This window comes from Inconstantimicrobium porci (genome assembly GCF_009696465.1).
GTDB classification, from domain to species: domain Bacteria; phylum Bacillota; class Clostridia; order Clostridiales; family Clostridiaceae; genus Inconstantimicrobium; species Inconstantimicrobium porci.
This window is the reverse complement of the sequence record NZ_VULX01000037.1, coordinates 1-21835: the sequence shown is the minus strand read 5'-3', so window position 1 is coordinate 21835 and position 21835 is coordinate 1. Positions and strand designations below refer to the sequence as shown.

General features: G+C 32.2%; 16 protein-coding genes, 1 tRNA gene and 2 rRNA genes. All 19 read right to left on the bottom strand.

Translation table 11 applies throughout. The annotated features are described in order from the left end of the window. Positions 1–296: 296 nt before the first annotated feature. On the bottom strand, positions 297–974 hold the full coding sequence (locus FYJ33_RS14895; protein WP_154532601.1) for an ABC transporter ATP-binding protein: 678 nt from the start codon (positions 972–974) through the stop codon (positions 297–299). Continuing rightward, positions 962–1717, bottom strand: coding sequence for an ABC transporter permease (locus FYJ33_RS14890; RefSeq protein ID WP_154532599.1), 756 nt, complete (start codon positions 1715–1717; stop codon positions 962–964). Before FYJ33_RS14890 ends, FYJ33_RS14895 begins: the two co-directional genes overlap by 13 nt. Next, on the bottom strand, positions 1689–2696 hold the full coding sequence (locus FYJ33_RS14885; RefSeq protein WP_154532597.1) for an ABC transporter substrate-binding protein: 1008 nt from the start codon (positions 2694–2696) through the stop codon (positions 1689–1691). Before FYJ33_RS14885 ends, FYJ33_RS14890 begins: the two co-directional genes overlap by 29 nt. 244 nt (positions 2697–2940) lie before the next feature. Then, positions 2941–3405 carry a VanZ family protein gene (locus FYJ33_RS14880; RefSeq protein WP_154532595.1) on the bottom strand — a complete coding sequence of 155 codons (465 nt, stop codon included), beginning with the start codon at positions 3403–3405 and terminating at the stop codon, positions 2941–2943. Between the two features lie 94 nt (positions 3406–3499). Then, a complete protein-coding gene (locus FYJ33_RS14875; RefSeq protein ID WP_154532593.1) occupies positions 3500–4747 on the bottom strand; it encodes a glutamate-5-semialdehyde dehydrogenase in 1248 nt (415 codons plus the stop codon). A gap of 1 nt (position 4748) precedes the next feature. After that, positions 4749–5564, bottom strand: a complete 816-nt coding sequence (gene proB / locus FYJ33_RS14870) for a glutamate 5-kinase (RefSeq protein ID WP_154532591.1) — start codon at positions 5562–5564, stop codon at positions 4749–4751. Between the two features lie 184 nt (positions 5565–5748). After that, entirely contained in the window at positions 5749–7254 is a 1506-nt protein-coding gene (gene glgA, locus FYJ33_RS14865) for a glycogen synthase GlgA (RefSeq protein ID WP_235900874.1), read from the bottom strand. A gap of 179 nt (positions 7255–7433) precedes the next feature. Beyond that, the gene (gene glgD / locus FYJ33_RS14860) at positions 7434–8537 is read right to left on the bottom strand and encodes a glucose-1-phosphate adenylyltransferase subunit GlgD (protein WP_154532589.1); all 1104 of its coding nucleotides are present in this window, start codon (positions 8535–8537) and stop codon (positions 7434–7436) included. A gap of 33 nt (positions 8538–8570) precedes the next feature. Further along, on the bottom strand, positions 8571–9716 hold the full coding sequence (locus FYJ33_RS14855) for a glucose-1-phosphate adenylyltransferase (RefSeq protein WP_154532587.1): 1146 nt from the start codon (positions 9714–9716) through the stop codon (positions 8571–8573). Between the two features lie 332 nt (positions 9717–10048). After that, the gene (locus FYJ33_RS14850) at positions 10049–10492 is read right to left on the bottom strand and encodes a hypothetical protein (protein ID WP_154532585.1); all 444 of its coding nucleotides are present in this window, start codon (positions 10490–10492) and stop codon (positions 10049–10051) included. A 49-nt stretch (positions 10493–10541) separates the two neighbouring features. Further along, positions 10542–12407, bottom strand: a complete 1866-nt coding sequence (locus FYJ33_RS14845; protein WP_206046723.1) for a glycoside hydrolase family 13 protein — start codon at positions 12405–12407, stop codon at positions 10542–10544. Positions 12408–12465: 58 nt separating this feature from the next. Beyond that, positions 12466–14907, bottom strand: coding sequence for a glycogen/starch/alpha-glucan phosphorylase (locus tag FYJ33_RS14840; protein ID WP_154532581.1), 2442 nt, complete (start codon positions 14905–14907; stop codon positions 12466–12468). Between the two features lie 29 nt (positions 14908–14936). Beyond that, positions 14937–16367, bottom strand: a complete 1431-nt coding sequence (gene glgA / locus FYJ33_RS14835; protein WP_154532579.1) for a glycogen synthase GlgA — start codon at positions 16365–16367, stop codon at positions 14937–14939. A gap of 22 nt (positions 16368–16389) precedes the next feature. Then, positions 16390–18813, bottom strand: coding sequence for a 1,4-alpha-glucan branching protein GlgB (glgB, locus tag FYJ33_RS14830; RefSeq protein ID WP_235900873.1), 2424 nt, complete (start codon positions 18811–18813; stop codon positions 16390–16392). A gap of 227 nt (positions 18814–19040) precedes the next feature. Further along, on the bottom strand, positions 19041–20102 hold the full coding sequence (locus tag FYJ33_RS14825) for a hypothetical protein (RefSeq protein WP_154532577.1): 1062 nt from the start codon (positions 20100–20102) through the stop codon (positions 19041–19043). Between the two features lie 14 nt (positions 20103–20116). Beyond that, complete coding sequence (locus FYJ33_RS14820) at positions 20117–21121, bottom strand: phosphodiester glycosidase family protein (protein WP_206046722.1); 1005 nt, start codon at positions 21119–21121, stop codon at positions 20117–20119. Between the two features lie 161 nt (positions 21122–21282). After that, positions 21283–21359: transfer RNA gene (locus tag FYJ33_RS14815), tRNA-Ile, on the bottom strand. A 5-nt stretch (positions 21360–21364) separates the two neighbouring features. Next, positions 21365–21482 (bottom strand): 5S ribosomal RNA (rrf, locus tag FYJ33_RS14810). A gap of 226 nt (positions 21483–21708) precedes the next feature. Then, positions 21709–21835, bottom strand: a 23S ribosomal RNA gene (locus tag FYJ33_RS14805); the annotation flags it as partial.

Here is a 21835-nt window from a genome sequence, read left to right as displayed (position 1 = left end):
CTTCTCACTTGTGAGAAGTTCCTTTTTCTTGCTGCCTTTCAGCGACATTGACTATCTTATCATCATCAGTGTTTTGTGTCAACACTTTTTTTGAAAAGATTTTTCAGAAACTTGAACTTAAATGTGTCTCAATTTTTCATTCAATTTCCGCATCACATCTCGGTGACATTGACTATCTTATCACTTTCAATTTTATATGTTTTTATTAATATATTAATAATTCAAAGTTAAATCCATATTAATATCTTATCCTCTTTTTTTCGCCCTTTTTCTACAGGAGGTACACCAGGAAATGTTTATGCTTTATATATACCAAATAATTCTTTAACTTCCTGCTTTATAGCTATAATCTCCTTATTGCTATCATATAAATCATACTGCTGTAGAATCTCAACTGGTCTTTTTCCAAAAACAAAAATATAATCAGAAACTTTTAGCGCCTCATCTATATCATGTGTAACTAGAATTACAGTTCTTTTCTCTTTTATAGTCATTTGTTTAAAATCATTTATTATATCTTCTTTAGTTTTTATATCTAGTGATTTAAACGGTTCATCCATAAGCAATATTTCACCCGGATATGCAAATGCTCTTCCTATATCTGCTCTCTGTCTCATACCACCACTTAATTCTGAAGGATATTTATTACTACATTCACTTATATTAAGCATTGAAAGATATTTATTAATAATATTTTTCCTATCATATCTTGTATATTTTTTTTCAAGGACAAACTCCATGTTTTTATAAATATTTTTCCATGGAATAAGCCTATCTTCCTGAAATATATAACTGATATGCCCTTTGAATCTGCTGTCACCTGCAATCACTTTCAACAAAGTAGTCTTACCACAGCCTGATTTTCCAAGGATACAGTTGATTCTGCCTTTTCTTATATCAATATTAAAGTTGTCATAAATCTTACTGTCTCCGTATGATTTATTTATATTATTGAACTTTACTACCTCTTCCATCTATATAATACCTTCCCTAATATTCTGCTTAAAAATGTTATTAGAAGACATATTACTGCCACTATTATTATCCATGAAATAATAGCTGTCGTATTAAAATACATCTTTTCAAGCTGCAGAGATACGCCTATCCCGTACTTTGGCTGGCCATAAATTTCTCCCGCTACAACAACCTTTAACACAAGGCATATAGTTGAGCTTAATATCCCATGTACTGAAAAAATAACTGAAGGAATGTATATGTCGATTATTCTCCTTTTTAATGTAACATTATATATATATGCCATATCTATAACATCCTTATCTATACACTTTATGCTGCTCATAATATTTTCATATAATATGGGAAATGAAATAATAACGCCTATTATATATGGAGCAGTTTCCTTATCCAGCCATATAAGCAGGATAATTATTAATGCCATAGTTGGTACAGACTTAAATACTGAAATAAGTGGATAAATAAAATCTTCAAATATACTGAACGAACACGAAATTCCAGCTATAACCATTGTCGAAAGTAAAGAAATGATAAAACTAACAACCACCCTTAGAAGAGTACTTGATATTATATGAATAAATGATTTGTCTTGTAATAATGTAATAAAATTATCTGCTACTTTTAAAGGAGACGGCAGAAGGATGTCGTTTGACACCACTCCTGCCGCTATGCACCATATACCAATCCATATAAAAGTAAAAATTAATTTTCTACTAGTTTTGGCTCGTAAAAATTTTAGCATCTGGTACTTTTCCTCCTATTATTTTAGGCTGATACTTATTTAATTCTTCAAAGTACTTTGTATATACCTTTTCAGAATCCTTTATATTTACAAAATCAAGATTTGCATCTTCTAATGCTTTAGCTACTATAACTGCTTTTACAGTAACACCTAGCTTTTCGCTCATGGCTCCGACTTTGTCTTTATTGTCATTAACCCACTTTACATTTTCTTTTGCACTGTCAGCTAACTTGTTGACAAATTCTTTGTCATTCTTAAGAAGGCTTTCTTTTACTATTAATGTTGACTGAGGGAATCCATAATCAGAATCCAAAATTTTCTTCCATTCATCATTCAGATTACAAATCACATTAAGATCCTTTTTCTTTGCCTTAACTGCTGTTAATGCTGGTTCTGGAACAACTGCAAGCTTAGCCTTTCCTCCTATTACTACTGGTGGAAGCTCTGAAGCTGCACTTACATATGTAATATTTACATCTTTGTCAGCATCAATATTATTCTGCTTTAATACGCTCTTGAATGCTATATCTGGAGTTAAGCCTTTTCCAAGGCAATAAACTTCCTTGCCCTTTATATCACTTAACTGTTTAACTGCTGAATCTGTAGAAACTAGATACATTGATCCCCATCCAACTGTACCAAGTATTTTATAGCCAACCTTTTTGTTATAAGCCTGCGCTGCTAAATTTGATGGAACAACTGCTACATCTGGTTCACCTTTCATTATTGCAGTTGATAATGCTTCTGTTGTTTTTTCTATAGAAGAATTTATAGTAACATTATCTATCTTTTTTGTATCAGTCATAAATTTTGATAAAGCCACTGCTGGAAGTCCATCAGGAACTATCATATTTATTGTCTTGGCTTCTTTTGTTGTTTTGGCAGTATTCTTTTCTGCTGTGTTGTTACCACCGCATCCCATTAATAAAGCTGCTGCCATTGTTGCTGCAGTTAATACTGAAATTAGTTTTTTTCCCATGTTTTTACCCCTTTTCTAATTAAAATAAACCTCTTCCCCATATCATAAAAAATATAATTGATATTTTTATAACACATATATTTTATATTATAAGCCACTTAATCCATTTATTCAAAATTTATGTAACAAAAAAGACCGATATAAAACCAGTCTTTTTAACTTCAAATGCTTGGAGTTGTCCTCCATTAAGATGTAAGAAATCAGTAGGCTGCTTTCATCCTGAATTCTAAATTTAAACTCTAAATTATTGTACTGCTTTATATTTCTTTATTTTTACCCTGTCAATAATATAAAGTACTACTACTGCAATTACCGCCCCGCTTGTATCTATAAGCACATCTCTGAACATTCCTGATCTTCCTGGAACAAAAAGCTGATGTATTTCATCTGTGCAAGCATATAAAAATACTATTATTATGCAGTAAAGTCTCGCATGATTCTTCTTTTCTATATAGCATCTTACAAGATTGTATGATATAAATGCAAGTACACAGTATTCTGAAACATGTGCGGCTTTTCTTACTGCAAAGTTAGTAAGTTCTCCAAATTTGCTTTCTATATCAATTCCCATAGCTTTAATCAGATCTATAACAAATCCGCTTTGTTCATCAGATATTACTGCTGGCTGATTTGACATATAAAATATAAAAGAAATCCAGCCAAGGAATAGAATCCACATTATTATCTTTTTTCTGGAACTCTTATCCATTAATTTTCCTCCCCGTTATATAAATAAAATAATCAATACTGTATATTATACACAACATTAATGCTGGTGAGGTAACATTTTAATAAATGAAACACTATTTTCTTATCTGTCCATCTCCATAAACTATATATTTTATTGTTGTTAGCTGTTTAAGCCCCATAGGTCCTCTTGCATGAAGCTTCTGTGTACTTATTCCTATTTCTGCACCGAAGCCCATTTCTCCGCCATCTGTAAATCTTGTTGATGCATTAACATAAACAGCTGCAGAATCAACTTCATTTAAGAACTTCTGAGCATTATTATAATTATTAGTCACAATAGCTTCTGAATGATTTGTACTATACTTATCAATATGATCAATTGCTTCTTCTATAGAATCAATCACCTTTACTGACATTATATAATCAAGATATTCTTTCCCCCAGTCTTCCTCATCTGCTGGAACAACATCATTGAATAAAGACTGCACCTTACTGCATCCTCTTATTTCAACATTATTATCTCGTAACTTGCTGCATATCATAGGTACAAACTTATCCGCAATATCCTTGTGTATAAGCAGCGATTCAGCAGCATTACACACTGATGGTCTACTACATTTTGCATTGATTACAATATCACAGGCCATATCTAAGTCAGCATCTTTATCAACATATATATGACAGTTGCCAACACCAGTTTCAATAACTGGCACAGTAGAATTTTTCTTTACAGCTTGTATAAGTCCTGCGCCCCCTCTTGGTATAAGCACATCGATATACTTATCAAGTCTCATCATTTCATTTGCAGATTCTCTTGACGTATCTTCAACAAGCTGAACTGAGTTTTCATCAATGCCACTTTCTCTTAATGCCTCCTTAATCATCTTAACAACAGCTTTATTGGAGTTTATAGCCTCTTTTCCTCCCCTAAGAATTACAGAGTTGCCTGACTTTATGCATAATGATGCTGCATCTGAAGTAACATTAGGTCTTGCTTCATATATAATCCCGATAACACCAAGCGGAACTCTCTTCTGACCTATCTGAAGACCATTTGGTCTTTTCCACATAGAGTCAACACTTCCTACAGGATCATCAAGTTTTGCGACATCCCTCATCCCCTGAGCCATGCCTTTTATTCTGCTCTCATTAAGGCTAAGTCTGTCAATAAGTGTTGTCTTCATTCCTGCATCTTCCGCATTTTTTATATCTATTTTATTCTGTTCTATAATATATCCAGCGTTTTTCTCAAGAATATCTGCTGCTTTTTGAAGTATATTATTTTTTTCTAAAGTACTTAATAACGCAAGCTTTCTGCTAGCCTTTTTTGCTTTCATTCCTATATCATTAATACTGCCCATTTTACTTTTCACTCCTTCCTATAAATAAAGTTCCGATTTTTTCACCGCTTAAGATTCTGTCTATTGATTTTTCTTCTGAGCCATTTGCTATTATCATATTTATTCCGCTGTCCATTGTTAACTTTGCAGCTTCAATTTTAGTCTTCATTCCACCAGTTCCAGCATCAGAACCAGCTCCCCCTGCAGACTGCTCAAGTTTTTCATCAATTTCTTCTACAACCTCTACAAGCTTTGCATTTTCGTTTTTTCTTGGATCACAGTCATAAAGTCCATCTATATCTGAAAGAATAATTAATAAATCTGAATTGGTAACATTTGCAACAATTGCACCAAGCTTATCATTATCACCAAATCTACAAACATTCTCAATTTCATCTATAGAAACTGTATCATTTTCATTTACAATAGGGATAATACCTCTGCTCAGAAGGACCTTAAATGTATTACTTACGTTATTTCTCATATGTTTATCTTCTATAACATCTCTTGTAAGAAGAACCTGAGCAACTGTATGACTGTATTCCCCAAAAAGTCTGCTGTACAAAGCCATCAGTTCACATTGTCCAACAGCTGCTACTGCCTGCTTCTCCATAATAGTCTTTGGCTTTTCCGTAAGCTTAAGCTTTGCCTTACCCATACCAATTGCACCTGATGAAACAAGAATAATTTCATATCCCCTGTTTGTTAGGTCTGATATCTCTCTAGTAAGCTTCTCAAGCCTGCTTAAATTAATATTTCCATTCTCATAAGTCAGAGTGGAAGTACCAACTTTCACTACTACTCTTTTATTTTTTTTATGTAAGTTATCATCCTCCATGTTATCAACTCCACCTATACTTTATTTAATAATATATTCTTATGCTATATTCCGTTATTCACAAATTAGTTCATAATTCATAGAGCATAACGCACAGTAAAGGATAAAACTCCTACGGAGTTTCTAATTCATTTAAATTAAGAAATCAGAACAGCCAATTCCATCCAATACTATGCGTTATACATTATACCCTATACTCTGATTCAAGTTTATTTTTTTCGTTGTTTATATTATTTTTATTATCGTACTTCTTTTTCTTCTTTTTCATGATTCTTGAGTACATTTTTACATACTGCTTTGCTGACCTATCCCATGTATTATCAGTATTCATGGCTGAAACCATCAGTGCTTTCCACACTTCTTTATCGCCATATAACTTAAGTGCATTATCAATAGCTCCCATCATTGATTCAATAGAATAATCATCAAAAGTAAATCCATTTCCCTTTAATGTATATTTATTAAATTCTGATACTGAATCCTTCAGACCGCCTGTATTTCTTACTATCGGAATAGTTCCATATCTCATTGCAATCATCTGTCCAAGACCACATGGTTCAAATTTCGAAGGCATTAAAAACATATCAGAAGATGCATAGATTCTTTTGGCAAGATCAGAATCAAATACAATGCACGCCTTAAAACTACCATTATACTTGCTTTCCATATACTTAAGCATGCCTTCATAATTCTTGTTTCCAACTCCATTAACAATAAACTGTACTTTCTTCTTCATTATATAATTCAGTGCAGATTCAATTAAATCTATTCCCTTCTGATCAGTCAGCCTTGTTATAACAGCTATTATCGGTATATCAGGATCAACTTCCAGCCCAAGCTCCTTCTGCAGAGCAAGCTTATTTTTAATCTTGTTTTCTATACATGCAGCATTGAAGTTCTTATAAATTTCTTTGTCCTTTTCAGGATTAAACATATCGTAATCTATTCCATTAAGAATACCATAAACGTTGTCCATTCTCTTCCTGAACACTGGTGATAATCCAAATGAAACATACTCTTCTTTTATCTCCTCTGCATAAGAGCTGCTTACTGTAGAAACTTTATCCGCCGTAGTTATTGCCCACTTCATGAATGATACAGAATCATAATACTTCAGTGTATCTTCTGTATAACACTTGTCCTCATCTATACCAAGCATCCATAAAATATCCTTTGAATAAACACCCTGATAAAGAATATTATGAATACTAAATATAGTTTTTATATTCTCGTATCGTAAATCCCCTTTATAATATATATCTTTAAGAGGTATCGAAAGTGCACAGTGCCAATCATTACAATGCATTATATCAGGCTGAAAGCCAAGATATTTTATACTTTCAAGAACTGCCTTAGAAAAATAAATGAATCTCTCTCCATCATCATAATATCCATAAGGATTTTTTCTATAAAAATAACGAGAATTATCTACAAAGTACATAGTAACCCCATCATATTTCATAGTCCATAAGGAACAGCTGACGACAGTCCAGCCTATATATGTAGAAAAGTCAGCTATCTTCTTCATTCTTCTTCTTATTCTTTTTTCAAATTTATATTTAGGCATTATAACCCTAACATCCATGCCCAATTTTTTTAGAGCCTTAGGAAGCGCATATGAGACATCTCCTAATCCTCCTGTTTTCATAAAGGGATATGCTTCTGCTGTTACAAATAAAACTCTCATCATGTTCAACCCCTCAATCTCATTTATTTATCACACTTCAATAATCTTAACCAAATGAACTGCTTAAGAATTTCGCCCCATAACATTCCTTATAAACTATATTATACCAACAAATTTATGTTAATATAAACTAAGGGCTGCAAAAACATAAAAATATTTATATTTCACAGTCCCAGCTATAATTAGAATATTCTTTGTTTTTCAATTACTATAGGATAATTCTTAGAACCCATCAAGTTTTCTCCCTTAGAAATATATGAACATTTATCAGTAATTACATGAGTAAGTTTTGCATCTGGTCCTATAACTGTATTTTGAAGAATAATACAGTTTTTAAGTACTGCTCCTTTATTTACTTTTACTCTTCTGGAAATTATGCAATTTTCAACTGTTCCTTCAATATAACATCCATTAGCAACTATTGAATTAACAACATTGCTGTCTTCTGTATATTTTGTAGGTGCCTCATCCTTAGTCTTTGTGTAAATAGGTCCATTGTCAAAAAATAATTCATTGTTTATCCTTGTATTAAGAAGGTCCATGTTAGCCATATAATAAGAAGCTAGTGAATTTACACATGATAAATATCCATCAAATTCAAATGCTCTTACTTTATAGTTTGAAAGATTAGCATATATACACTGCTTAATCTTTGACCATTTTCCAGTCTTAATACACTCATAAATAAGGCCCACAAATAAGTCTTTTTTCATTAGGAACATTTCCATTCCAATTGTTGCTTCTTTATTATTACCAATATTCTTGCCTACACTTACAACTCTTTCATCTTCTATATTAAGCAAATCGCATCCATAAAAATGATCATTTGCATTATTTACTTTTTTATATATTATTGTGACATCTGCTCCACTTTGTTCGTGATATTCTTCAGCTTTTACAAAATCTATATTACAAATCATATATGATGGTGCTAATAGTATATACTCCTGTTTACAATATTTAAAGAAGTCGAGATTATCTGCAAATACATGAACATCATCATCTACTGGTGCTGTTTGTCCAAAATTAAAGAATCTAAGTCCATCTTTCTTTCTGTGTAAATCCCATGGACGTCCATTACTCAAATGGTCCATCAATGATCTTGAAGCGCTCTTCGCAAAAATTCCAATATTATCTATACCTGCATTAGTCATATTTGAAAGAATAAAATCTATTATTCTATATCTACCACCAAGTGGTACTGAAGCTAATGGTCTTGTAATTGTTAATTCTCTTATCTGGTCTTCCTTTTCGTCTAAATTTATTATCCCAACATAGTTTTTCATTAAATTTTCCCTCCACAATCTAGATACGTTTTTTTATTCTATAACAGTTCCGCTTTTAACTTCTTCTTTGTCAGCCACGACAGTAACTGTGTCACCATTACCAATTCTGCTTTCTTTTCTTATAACTGCTCTACTTCCTATAATTGCTTTATCTATAGTTACGTTGTCACCTATTCTTGCATCAGGCATAATGACTGAATCCTTAATTACTGTATTCTTTCCTACATAAACGCCTTGAAAAAGTACTGAATTCTTAACAGTTCCATGGATTACGCATCCTTCAACTACTAGAGATGATTTTACATCTGCTTCAGAACCTATATATTGTGCAGGTCTTACTGGATTTACAGAATAAATTCTGCTGTCATTATCATATAAGTCAAGTCCATTATCATCTTTAAGAAGATCCATGTTAGCTTCCCAAAGACTATCTATAGTTCCAACATCCTTCCAGTATCCTTTAAACTCATATGCAAACATTCTTCTTCTGTCTGCAAGCATTTTAGGAATAATATTTTTACCAAAATCATTCTGTGAATCTTTATCTGCTTCATCTTCCTTTAGGAATTTCTTCAATACTTTCCAATTGAAAATGTAAACTCCCATAGAAGCATTGGTACTCTTTGGTTCCTTTGGCTTTTCTTCAAATTCGTAAATTGAACCATCATCATTTGTATTTAAAATTCCAAATCTACTTGCTTCTTTTAAAGTTACATTAATAACTGCAACAGTTGCATCTGCTGCATTTTTCTTGTGAAAATTAAGCATCTTCTCATAATCCATCTTATAAATATGATCTCCTGATAGTACAAGAACATATTCTGGATCATAATTATCTACGAAGGCTATATTCTGATATATTGCATTAGCAGTTCCCTTATACCAGTTTCCCCCTTTTTCTTCCTGGTATGGTGGAAGTATAAATACTCCGCCGCCTCTTCTGTCAAGGTCCCATGGACTGCCTATTCCTATATGTGAATTAAGCTCTAATGGTTTATACTGTGTTAAAACCCCTACAGTATGGATACCTGAGTTTGAACAATTGCTTAATGCGAAATCTATTATTCTATATTTACCTCCAAAAGGCACAGCAGGCTTAGCCAACTTTTTTGTCAAAACACCTAATCTTGATCCTTGTCCTCCTGCCAAAATCATTGCTATCATTTCCTTTTTTGCCATATTTATAAACCCCTCCTTAACAAATTAACAGTTCTCAATATTAACCTATTTATACGTCTTTTATTTTTAAATTATTATGCATCTTATACTTAAGTTATAAACTGCTTAATCATTTGATATTTAGATGTTGATAATATACAAAGTACAGCATAATATATATTTTCAAATATTATTGTTCTCTCCATAAACAAAAAATCAGAATAAGATTATGAAAGCAGAATACAGATAGCTGAATTACTGCTGTTCAAAATCTCATTTATTAACATATCTATCCTATTATTGCTGCATTACTTCATATTACTATCAACATATAATCAGCTTAATAGTATTTCTTAATTTTTAGATGCTATAAATTTATTCAAATATGCCATTGATTCTTCTAAAAATTCTTGATCGTTTTTTACCTGATTTATGGTATTATTCATATCATTTATTTTCTGATCTATGCCATAAATCATATTCTTCATTTCTTCAAGCTTTTTTTCCTCATATGTTACTTGATTACCATCATCATCTACATATATTTTTTCAGGAGGACTTCCACATTCAGAACATTTTATATATATACCTTCTTTATCAGTATCCTTAAAAATCTTGAATAAATCATTACCACAGTTAGAACATGAAGAAAGTATTTTATAATCATAATAACTTACGTCATAACAATATTCTTCGCCACATTCCTTACACTTTATATAAAGATTTCCTCCATCACTTTTTACGTAAAATTTGTTTCCTGTACACCCTTCTTTTTCACATACAAGTGTTCGTATCATTGCTCTACCCCCGAAACAAAAATTATCTCATTTAACAATATGAGCACTTCTATGAATTTATACCTAATATATTTATTCTTTTATCAATAAGCAATTTCAAAATTTTAATTTCTGCAGGTCCAACTTTTATGCTTGTTTTAGAATCCAATACCTCTTTCTTTTCTGTCAGCATATTTTCATATTCACCTTCTAATATATCTAAAGTTATATTTTTAGAAGATGACAGATTTCTGTTGACAACAGTGATTACTTTTTCATTTTTATAGTATCTTTCAAATGCAATTACATCATAGTCAGTTCCATAAAATCTAAGCTCTCCTTTTTTAAGACAGGTACTTCTTGTTCTGATTCTCAGCATCTTTTTATAATGAGATAATATATCATTGTCTTCCTTTCCCCATGGGTAAGTGCTTCTGTTATCAGGATCTTTTCCACCAGTAACGCCTACTTCATCTCCATAATATATATGGGGTACACCTGGAAGAGTCATCTGGATTGCTACTGCTATCTTTAAAAGTTTTACTGCATCCTGTCTACTTCTATTATTCTCAAATACAGTTAAGATTCTTTCAGTATCATGTGTACCAAGCATATTCATCATTGAATAAAAGTTTTCTCTTGGATAATTTTCTTTAAGACTCATCATTTTTCTTATAAACATTCTAGAATCAATATTGCCTAAAAGAAAACCAATCACATCATCCCTAAATGGATAATTCATTGTTGAATCAAGTTCATCTCCATAAAGATACTCTCTCCTTGATCCATAACTTACTTTATTAGAAGCATCTTCCCATACTTCCCCAATAAGAACTGAATCCTTTTTGTTCTTCTTCATCTCTTTCTTAAGTTCCTTGATAAATTTATCCGGCAGTTCATCAGCAACATCAAGCCTCCAGCCATCAGCACCCAGATTCATCCACTTGTTTATTACTGAATCTTTATCATAAATTATATAATCTAAATACGATGGAACTAGTTCATTAACATTAGGCTGATTTCCTATGCCCCACCAGCATTCATATTTATCTGGATAATAACTAAACTGATACCATTCATAATATGGAGATTCTTTTGACTGATATGCACCAACGCTGTCGTAATTCCCATATTTATTGAAATATATACTGTCTGATCCTGTGTGACTGAATACACCATCAAGAATTATATGAATTCCAAGCTTTTCAGCTTCAACGCATAACTTCTTAAATATATCTTCATCACCAAACATAGGATCAATCTTCTTGTAGTCTCCAGTATCATATCTATGTGAAGATGATGCTTCAAAAATAGGATTAAAATAAATAGCAGTGACTCCTAACTCATGGAGATATCCTAATTTTTTTATAACACCAAGGAGATTTCCTCCATAAAAGTCCCATCTTACAATACTTCCATCATTATTCTTTATATACATGGGCCTGTCATCCCACCTTGCATAGATGAAACTATTACTTTTAGGATTTTCAATCTTACAGCATTCATTACCGTTAAAAAATCTGTCAACAAATATCTGATATACAATTCCTTCCTTGTACCACTTTGGAGATTCACATTCACGATAAACTGTAATCTGATAACTAATAGGATTATTGTTATATATCTTGCCTTCGCCCCCTAAAAACTCCTGATTGTTACCATAGAAAAATACTCTTCCGTACTGCTTTATCGTAAAGCTGTAAAAGATAAGACCTCTTCTATCTCCAGTATTTATTGTGGTGCTGAAAACAAAAGTATTGGGATATTGCACTTTTTGTTCTTTGTTCATCCTTACAGATCTATTCTCTCCGCTTGGATAAATTAGATTAAGATATGCTTCATCAATATCGTCTCCCTCAATCTTAAGTGTAATATCCCGTCCAGTTTCCACTGCACCAAAGGGATTTCTGAACCATGTATTCTGAGAATCATGCATTATATAGCTCAATTATCACCATCTCCCCCAGCAGTATAAATTATATTAACTTCATGCTTTATAAGTTCTTATAAAGGAATCCTGAGCCCCATATTCCTGTTGCATATTCCTCTATAGTTCTATCACTAGAGAATATCCCTGAATGAGCTATATTTATTCCAGCAATTTTCTGCCATGTATTCTGATTTCTAAATAATTGATCAACCTTATCCTGAGCTCTTAAATAAGAATCAAAATCCTTCAGAACAAAAAATTCATCGTTATAAGTTATCAAATTCTCATAAACAGCTCTGAATTTTTCTTTGTCAGAACAATAATAGCCATTTATTAAATCCTGCGTTACTCTTCTAAGTCTTGGATCCTGATTGCACACATTAACTGAAGAATATCCTCCATTTTTATAATAATTAATAACTTCTCTTTCATTCATTCCGAAAATTATAATATTATCGTCTCCAACTTCATCACGTATTTCAACATTTGCTCCATCAAGTGTTGCAATTGTTACAGCTCCATTCATCATAAACTTCATATTTGAAGTTCCTGATGCCTCCTTAGTAGTTGTTGAAATTTGCTCACTAAGATCAGCTGCTGGTATAATACTCTCAGCCAGAGATACCCTATAATTTTCAAGGAATATAACCTTTAGTTTATCATTAACTCTAGGATCATTATTTATCTTATCTGCCACTGCATTTATAAGTTCAATTGTATTCTTTGCAAGCATATATCCTGGAGCTGCTTTTCCTCCAAATATAACTGTTCTCGGAACAATCTCCTTATTAGGATCCTCCAACAATTCATTATATAGATTCATTACTCTTAAGCAGTTCAGCGTCTGCCTCTTATATGCATGAATTCTCTTAACCTGTACATCAAAAATTGAATCAGGATCAACAGTAATATCTTTTGATTCTTTAATAATCTTTGCAAGGTTAACTTTATTTTCATGTTTTATTTCTCTTAACTTTTCAAGAACACCAGGATTATCGACATACTTATTGAAATTGATCATATCAATAGGATGCTTTATCCAGCTGCTACCTATAGTTTCATTTAGAAGACTTGCAAGACCAGGATTGCACTTAATAAGCCACCTTCTGTGAGTTATACCATTAGTCTTATTATTGAATTTTCTTGGATAAAGATAATAAAAATCCTTCATCTCCTGTTTCTTTAATATCTCAGTATGAAGTTTTGCAACTCCGTTTACACTATGGCTCCCTACAACAGCAAGATTTGCCATCCTTACATATCCATCACCAATTATTGCCATACTAGAAATCTTTTCAACCTGTCCGTCATATTTATTCCATAAATCTGCACAGAATCTCTTATTTATTTCCTCTACTATCATATAAATTCTTGGCAACAACTTTCTGAACATATCAATTGGCCACTTTTCAAGTGCTTCAGCAAGTATTGTATGATTAGTATATGATACTGTGTTAGTAGTAATTCTCCATGCATCATCCCAGTTCATTCCATGTTCATCAACAAGCAGTCTCATTAATTCTGGAATTGCTAAAGTTGGATGGGTATCATTAATATGAATAGCTATTCTTTCATCAAAATATCTTAAATCTCCACCATGTTTTATATAATGCCTTACAATACTTTGTATACCTGAAGATACAAAGAAATACTGCTGTTTTAATCTTAAGATTTTACCTTCATAAAAAGAATCATCTGGATAAAGTACATGCGATATAGCCTCTATTGAATTCTTATATTCAATAGCTTTTAAAAAGTCACCTCTGCTAAATGATGAAAAATCAAATTCATTGGATACTGGCTCTGCACTCCATAATCTCAAAGTATTGACAACCTCATTTTCATAACCAACTATCGGTGTATCATATGGAACTGCCAGTACCGGTTCAAAATTAATATGTGTAAATGTAAGATTTCCATCTACAACATCTGTAACAACTTCGCCACCAAATCTGACTACCTCAGCTTTTTCCGGCTTTCTTGTCTCCCACACATTACCATTCTTTAACCAGTTATCAGGTGCTTCAACCTGCGATCCATTTATAATCTTTTGTTCAAAAAATCCATATTTATATCTTATTCCGCATCCCTGTCCTGGAATATTAAGAGATGCCATAGAATCAAGGAAACAGGCTGCCAATCTTCCAAGTCCTCCATTGCCAAGCCCCTGATCCTGCTCTAAGTTTTCAAGTTCTTCAAGGTTAATTCCTAATTCCTTAAGCCCTTCCTTACAAGTATCCCTTATTCCCAGATTTAATAAAGCATTTCCAAGCAGTCTTCCAAGTAAGAATTCTGCTGAAAAATAGTAAACCTGTTTCTCACCTGTCTTATTGTAATTCTTATTTGTATTCATCCACATCTCTGATATATAATCTTTAACCAGAGATCCTAGTGCTTCATATTTATTTTGAGGAGTTCCTTCTTGCAATTCTTTACCATGAATTTCTATGAATTTTCTAATATAGTCTTTCTTAAATGTCTTCTTGCTAAGTTTCATTATTGCCATTCCTCCTTTTACGCATATGTTTTTTTGTATTAATATAAACTGTTATACAGTAATATATACTTCTCAGCAGCATTTTCCCAACTGTTATCTGACTGCATTGCATATCTAATTAATCCGTCCCATACTGGTTTGTCATAATAACATGAAAGTGCATGTTCAATAGTTAAATATAATTCCCATGCATTATAGTTTGCAAAGCTGAAGCCATTTCCTTCACCTGTAAACTGGTTATAAGGCTGAACAGTGTCTTTTAATCCACCTGTTTCTCTTACTACAGGAATAGTTCCATATCTTAAAGCTATAAGCTGTCCTAGACCACATGGTTCAAATAAAGAAGGCATAACAAGAATATCTGCAGCAGCATATATTTTATGTGCCAAAGAATCACTGAACATAATACAGCTTCTTACCTTATCTCTATATCTATATTCAAGATTCTTAAAATGATCCTCATATCCTCTGTCTCCTGTTCCTAAAATTATAAGCTGAATATTTTGCTGAAGAAGTTTATCAGCAATATTTGCTATAAGATCCATTCCTTTTTGAGGTGTAAGTCTTGAAATGATAGCTACCATAGGTACATCTTTCTTCTGCGGAAGAGCCATTGAAGCTTGAAATTGTAATTTGTTATATACTTTATCATCTATAGTTTCAAGATTATAATTCTTATAAATATTAGGATCTGTTTCAGGATTGTATACATTGTAATCAATACCGTTTAAGATTCCCCATAAATCATGTTCTCTGACCTTTAATAGTCCATCAAGCCTTTCTCCATATCTAGGTGTTTTAATTTCCTGAACATAAGTATTACTTACTGTAGATATCTTATCTGCATAATTAATTCCACCCTTAATGAAGCTTACTCCGCCATAGAGTTCAATACTCTTATTAAGATATGGTTCCATATCATATCCAAATAATTCTGGAAGGATGCCTTTATCAAATGTTCCCTGGAATAAAAGATTGTGAATTGAAAAAACATTCTTTATATCATAATAGAATGGGTCCTTGCAATACTCCAGTTTATAAAGAACTGGAACCATTCCTGCCTGCCAATCATTACAGTGGATTATATCAGGCTTAAAATTTATAGCCTTAATTGCCATCAGCACAGCTCTATCGAAGAATGCAAATCTTTCTCCATCATCATAATATCCGTATAATCCGCCTCTCTTAAAATAATATTCATTATCTAGAAAATAGAATTTTACGCCTTCATGCTCATATTCAAATATTCCACAATATGAATCTCTCCATCCTACAGGTACTGTAATCCATTTAATGAATTCAAACTTTTCTCTATAGCTGCTTTTTATATTCTGATATAAAGGTATTATTACCCTTGCATCATAACCTTTTGCCACCAGTGCCTTCGGCAATGCACCCATTACATCACCAAGTCCACCAGTCTTAATAAATGGTGCAGCTTCTGAAGCCACAAACAATACTTTTCGCATGAATTCTCCCCCTTAACAATACTTACTTGTTATTATTCTCTTCCTCTTTTTTATTAACTGTATCACTCTTCTTTACAACCTTCTTCTCTTTATATATACTCTTAACACCTATAACTAATGCAGCCATAGGTGGTACTTTTATTAATAAAGAGTTTTTCTGATTATGAAATCCTTCTTTTTTAGATACAAGAATATCCTCTATTACCTGATTTGAACCACCATATGCTTCACTATCTGTGTTGAATCTTTCAACATATTCTCCGTAATATGGAACACCAATTTTGAAATCATAGTATACAGATGAAGTAAAGTTACATACAAAAATCAGGGTATCCTCTGGTTTATCAGATTTTCTCATAAATATAAGAATACTCTGTTCATTATTATCTGCGTCTATCCATTCGAATCCTTTTCCATCATAATCGTATTTCCATAAAGCTTCATTATCCTTATAAAATTTGTTTATCTCCTTAAAGAACTTCTGGGTATCAGCATGTTGCTTAAATTCATCGATAAGCTGCCATTCAAGCTGTTCTTTATGTCTCCATTCAATAAACTGTCCAAACTCACTACCCATAAATAAAGTTTTTTTGCCAGGATGTCCAAGCATAAATGCTATAAAGAGACGTAATCCTGCGAACTTATTCCATGTATCTCCCCACATTTTATCTATAAGTGACTTCTTACCATGTACAACTTCATCATGAGATATTGGAAGAATGAAGTTTTCAGAATACTGATACATGCTTGGGAATGTTAACTTCTGGTGATGATATTTCCTATTTTTAGGATCTATCTGAACATATTGAAGAATATCATTCATCCATCCCATATTCCATTTAAAGTTAAATCCAAGTCCACCTATCTCTGCCGGTCTTGTAACTAGTGGCCATGCTGTAGATTCCTCAGCAATCATAAGTACATATGGAAATTCCTTGAATATTGCTGTATTTAGTTCTTTAAAGAACTGAATTGCCTCAAGATTCTTATTTTCTCCATATTTATTAGGCTTCCATTCTCCAGGTCTTCTATCATAATCAAGATAAAGCATATTAGCTACTGCATCTACCCTTAATCCATCTATATGATAGTTTTCAAACCAAAATACTGCATTTGAAATAAGAAAACTTTTAACCTCTCTCTTTCCTAGGTCAAAATTTGCAGCTCCCCAGCCTTTATTTTCGCTTAATCTTCCATCTGAATATTCATATACTGGTGTTCCATCAAACCTGTATAGCCCATGTGAATCCTTACAGAAATGTCCAGGTACCCAATCAAGAATTACTCCTATTCCTTCCTTATGGAATGCTTCAACAAGATATTTAAAATCATTAATACTTCCATATCTGCTTGTTACAGAATAATAACCTGTAACCTGGTATCCCCAAGAATCATCTAGCGGATGCTCCATAACAGGCATTAATTCAACATAAGTGTAGCCCATTTCCTTAACATACTTAGGCATAATCTCAGCTAATTCTTTATATGAATAATAATCTCCATTTTCTTTAAGTTTCCAAGATCCTAAGTGTGCTTCATATATATTAACTGCGCTCTGATATATATTCTTCTTATTTCTAGCTTTTATCCATCTTGAATCTTTCCATTTGTAATTATCATAATCTGCTACTATTGATGCAGTATTAGGTCTAAGCTCTGAATAAAATCCATATGGATCAGACTTAAGTAATACTTTGTTGCTACCATCAAGAACTGCATATTTATATAATGTTCCCTCCTGTATTCCAGGTAAAAATACAGTCCATATTCCACCTTCAGATGCCTTCTTCATTTCATACTTATCGTTTATGCTCCAGTTAGTATTATCATTAACTACATATACCTTTGATGCATGTGGAGCCCAAGTTGTGAATCTGACTCCTTTAACATTATTTTCAGTACATAGATGTGCTCCCATGAACTGATAACTCTTATAGTTCTTGCCTTCGTGGAATAAATACTTTGCAAAGTTATCAAGACCAAATGCATCCATATCAGCAACCTCTTTATTTACATTTTTTACTTCAGATTCTTTTATTTTCTCTGTTGTGTCTTTAATCTTATCTGCAACAGTCTTTGCTGTAGCCTTTACCTTCTTAGTTGCCCTTTTAGCCTGCTTCTTTATAGTTTTTTTAACTTCACTATCTTTTTTTGTACTTTTTATTTCAGCATTTGCTTCTACATTACTAACTGTTGGTTCTTCTACCCTTTCCACCTTTTTAACAGTCTTTTTTGTAGTCTTCTTAGTTGATTTTTTTGCCACTGACTTAGCTGTCTTTTCTTTATCTGAATCTGCTTCTGTCTTAGCTTTTGCTTTTACTGAAGCATTTTTATTAGCAGCTGACTTTTTAACCATAGTCTTTTTAGATTTTTTCTCTTTTTTTAAATCATCTTTAGCATCATTCTTCTCAATCTTATTCTCATTAACCTCATCTTTTCTTGCCATACGACTACCCCCTTATACTTATTTTGCCAAATATTCTATATATTATATTCTACAGAGTAGCTCATTACCCTTTTTATTGCAGGGATTTTTTCCAAATTTTGTAGGTAATTTATAATTTTGATAAATGAAATCGATTAGTAACTTTATTATTTTTCTTTTTATCAAGATACATATGTATTAAATGTAAATTTAAATTCAAAAAAATAGAGTGGTATATTAATACCACTCTATAACTTTATACGTTCTATCTTATTTTCATTGATAACAAATGCTTCTTTTTTATTAATACCCTTAACAATACCTTTAAATTTAGTTTCTTTATTATTTTCCAAATTAACAATTGCTGGTTTTTCTTTATCAACATAATATATGGCATCATCTGATACTATGATATTATCTATACTCATCTTCTTATTAACTGCAATCTTATTCCACAAATCAACAGCATCATTCATTCTTCCATAATATATACTAGTAATATTATCATCCTCATTATCTTTCTCTGCTACATATATTCTATCCTGTTCATCTACTCCAAGAAGTACCATCTGATTTTCAGTATTGAATTTTAATTTCGTATCACAGTATGTTATATAGAACTTAGACACTGCATCAGATTTATATATAATTTTATCCTCATGAGGAATTACAGCCATACTGCTTATATTCTTAGTAACTGTCTCAACTGGTTCTATCTCGTCTTTAATATTTAACTTATATAGTTTGTCCACTTCATCGTTTTTAATTTTTATAAAGAAAATATTCTTAAAAGGAGAACATACTATTTGTTCTACCTTAGATTCGCTGCTCTTTAACTTAATCTGCTGAAGTATTTTTAAGTTATTTTCACTTACATTATATAAGTATATATCGATTCTATTCCTATAATTCTGATTTTGGGCAGTAATTATTATATTATCATCAGATGTCCATTTATAATATTGCGCAACAACACCATCTATAGTTTTCCTTGAATTACTTTTTGTATCAATATAACATATTTTATGATCCTCAACATATGCAATATATTTATTTGACCTTGCTATACTTATATTTTTTGCATTATTGCTAATGTCAACCTTATTGCATTCTCTTTTATCAGCCTGCTCTTTTTTATTTAACTCTTCTTGCTTTTCTGCTTTAGATGCATCAGCAATATTTTTTGCTGATCCGCTATTATCATCAGCAAATCCTTCAAAAACCTTATTGTTTAATATCAACAATACACCAGTCTGTAATATGAAAGATACTAATCCAAATATGCAAATAATCTTTATCCTTTTTTTCATATTGTACCTCACTACTATTCAACTAAAAATGCAGTTGTTATAAACCTTATACCATCGCTACTACATGGATTATTCATTATCTTGCCATCATAATACATAGTAGTAGATGATCCTCCATCTAAATTAGCAGCATTATAAGCTCCATATTCAAGCATTATATTCTGTACTTCCTTTAGAGTTGCTCCTAGAGAAAATGACTGTCTACCATCAATAACTAAAAATATTACAGCTCCGTCTTTTCTTTGTCCAACAACAGTTCTAGGATTAATTCCACCTCCACCATTTCCTCTAGTTATTGTCGGCTCACCATTAAGAATCAAAAATGGTGAAAAAGAGATTGCATCATGTATCTTGTTTTCTTCTAACTTACCATCAATCTGACTATACTTATACTTTCCTAAAACCAATATTCCATCACTATTAAATCCTATTGTATTAATAGGTTCATCAGCTATATGTGGATCTTTAAAAACCATCTCACCATTCTTCACAACAATTCCTGTTGGAGTTCCACCATTGCCTTGTCCATTATCATCTACAAAGCCACCAGCATTTATTCCTGCTATCGCACCATATCTGTTACACATATCATCAAGTTTTTCGCCAAACTTTCCAATATCTTTACTTACACCCAATTTAATTCTCTTTGAATCCTTAATTATTAGCATATTACCATGTAAGTTTCCATTATCAATTTTAATTGATTCAATTCCTTCCCTAGGATCAGTTACTTTTGCAGCTGTAGCAGTTACCTTTATATCAGAAGAATGACTTTCTCCATTATCATTAACCTTATTCTTATTTAATATTTTATTTATTTCCTCATCCGACAAAAATAATGTAGCGATATATTTATGTGTCATTGTACTCATTGCTGTTGTTACCAGCATTTCTCTTATATTTTTAAATGGTCCATAATACACCATCGGAATAGAATAAAAACAACCAATCACTATATTAATTATTATCACCATAAAAATATACTTTGCATATTTTTTCGCCCTACTAAACGATTTCATTCCCCTGCTTCCTTTATTTTCAAATATATTTAAAATTATACGATATTTGCTGCTGTTTGTCCATATTATAGGTCGGTAACACCACATATTTAAAAGTATATTAACATTTAAATACTATACATCAAAAAAGCCACTGCAATCTGCAATGGCTTTTCTCATTCTGGTGGACCTTCAGGGACTCGAACCCCGGACCTACCGGTTATGAGCCGGTTGCTCTAACCAACTGAGCTAAAGATCCAAATAACCTGGCTACCACTTACTCTCCCACACGGTCCCCCATGCAGTACCATCAGCTGTAATTGGCTTAACCATCCTGTTCGGAATGGGAAGGGGTGTAACCCAAAAACACATCATAACCAGATGCATGTTGAGTCAAAATCTTCGATTTTGCCACGAAACAGCACTCATTCGAACGTACGTGAGAAGGAGTTTCCTTTTCGTCAGCCTAACTTCTGATTTTTTAACAACAATTTCTTTGAAAGAATATTCTTTCAAAATTGCATATAAGTTTTAAGTGACACTCAAAATCTTGTATTTTGTCAGTGGAACTTACTCCTCAGCTCTGCTGAGTGAGTTTCCTTTTTAATTTGGTCAAGCCCTCGATCTATTAGTATCAGTCAGCTAAATATGTTACCACACTTACACCTCTGACCTATCAACCTTGTGTTCTTCAAGGGATCTTACTAGCTTACGCTATGGGAAATCTAATCTTGA

Coding starts and splice junctions, on each gene's coding strand:
- glgA (WP_154532579.1), bottom strand. CDS start 16,367: ATGCGAAAAGTATTGTTTGTGGCTTCAGAAGCTGCACCATTTATTAAG.
- FYJ33_RS14855 (WP_154532587.1), bottom strand. CDS start 9,716: ATGGCAAAAAAGGAAATGATAGCAATGATTTTGGCAGGAGGACAAGGA.
- glgB (WP_235900873.1), bottom strand. CDS start 18,813: ATGGCAAGAAAAGATGAGGTTAATGAGAATAAGATTGAGAAGAATGAT.
- FYJ33_RS14890 (WP_154532599.1), bottom strand. CDS start 1,717: ATGCTAAAATTTTTACGAGCCAAAACTAGTAGAAAATTAATTTTTACT.
- proB (WP_154532591.1), bottom strand. CDS start 5,564: ATGGAGGATGATAACTTACATAAAAAAAATAAAAGAGTAGTAGTGAAA.
- FYJ33_RS14840 (WP_154532581.1), bottom strand. CDS start 14,907: ATGGCAATAATGAAACTTAGCAAGAAGACATTTAAGAAAGACTATATT.
- FYJ33_RS14820 (WP_206046722.1), bottom strand. CDS start 21,121: ATGAAATCGTTTAGTAGGGCGAAAAAATATGCAAAGTATATTTTTATG.
- FYJ33_RS14880 (WP_154532595.1), bottom strand. CDS start 3,405: ATGGATAAGAGTTCCAGAAAAAAGATAATAATGTGGATTCTATTCCTT.
- FYJ33_RS14895 (WP_154532601.1), bottom strand. CDS start 974: ATGGAAGAGGTAGTAAAGTTCAATAATATAAATAAATCATACGGAGAC.
- glgA (WP_235900874.1), bottom strand. CDS start 7,254: ATGATGAGAGTTTTATTTGTAACAGCAGAAGCATATCCCTTTATGAAA.
- FYJ33_RS14845 (WP_206046723.1), bottom strand. CDS start 12,407: ATGCATGATTCTCAGAATACATGGTTCAGAAATCCCTTTGGTGCAGTG.
- FYJ33_RS14885 (WP_154532597.1), bottom strand. CDS start 2,696: ATGGGAAAAAAACTAATTTCAGTATTAACTGCAGCAACAATGGCAGCA.
- glgD (WP_154532589.1), bottom strand. CDS start 8,537: ATGAAAAACTATGTTGGGATAATAAATTTAGACGAAAAGGAAGACCAG.
- FYJ33_RS14825 (WP_154532577.1), bottom strand. CDS start 20,102: ATGAAAAAAAGGATAAAGATTATTTGCATATTTGGATTAGTATCTTTC.
- FYJ33_RS14850 (WP_154532585.1), bottom strand. CDS start 10,492: ATGATACGAACACTTGTATGTGAAAAAGAAGGGTGTACAGGAAACAAA.
- FYJ33_RS14875 (WP_154532593.1), bottom strand. CDS start 4,747: ATGGGCAGTATTAATGATATAGGAATGAAAGCAAAAAAGGCTAGCAGA.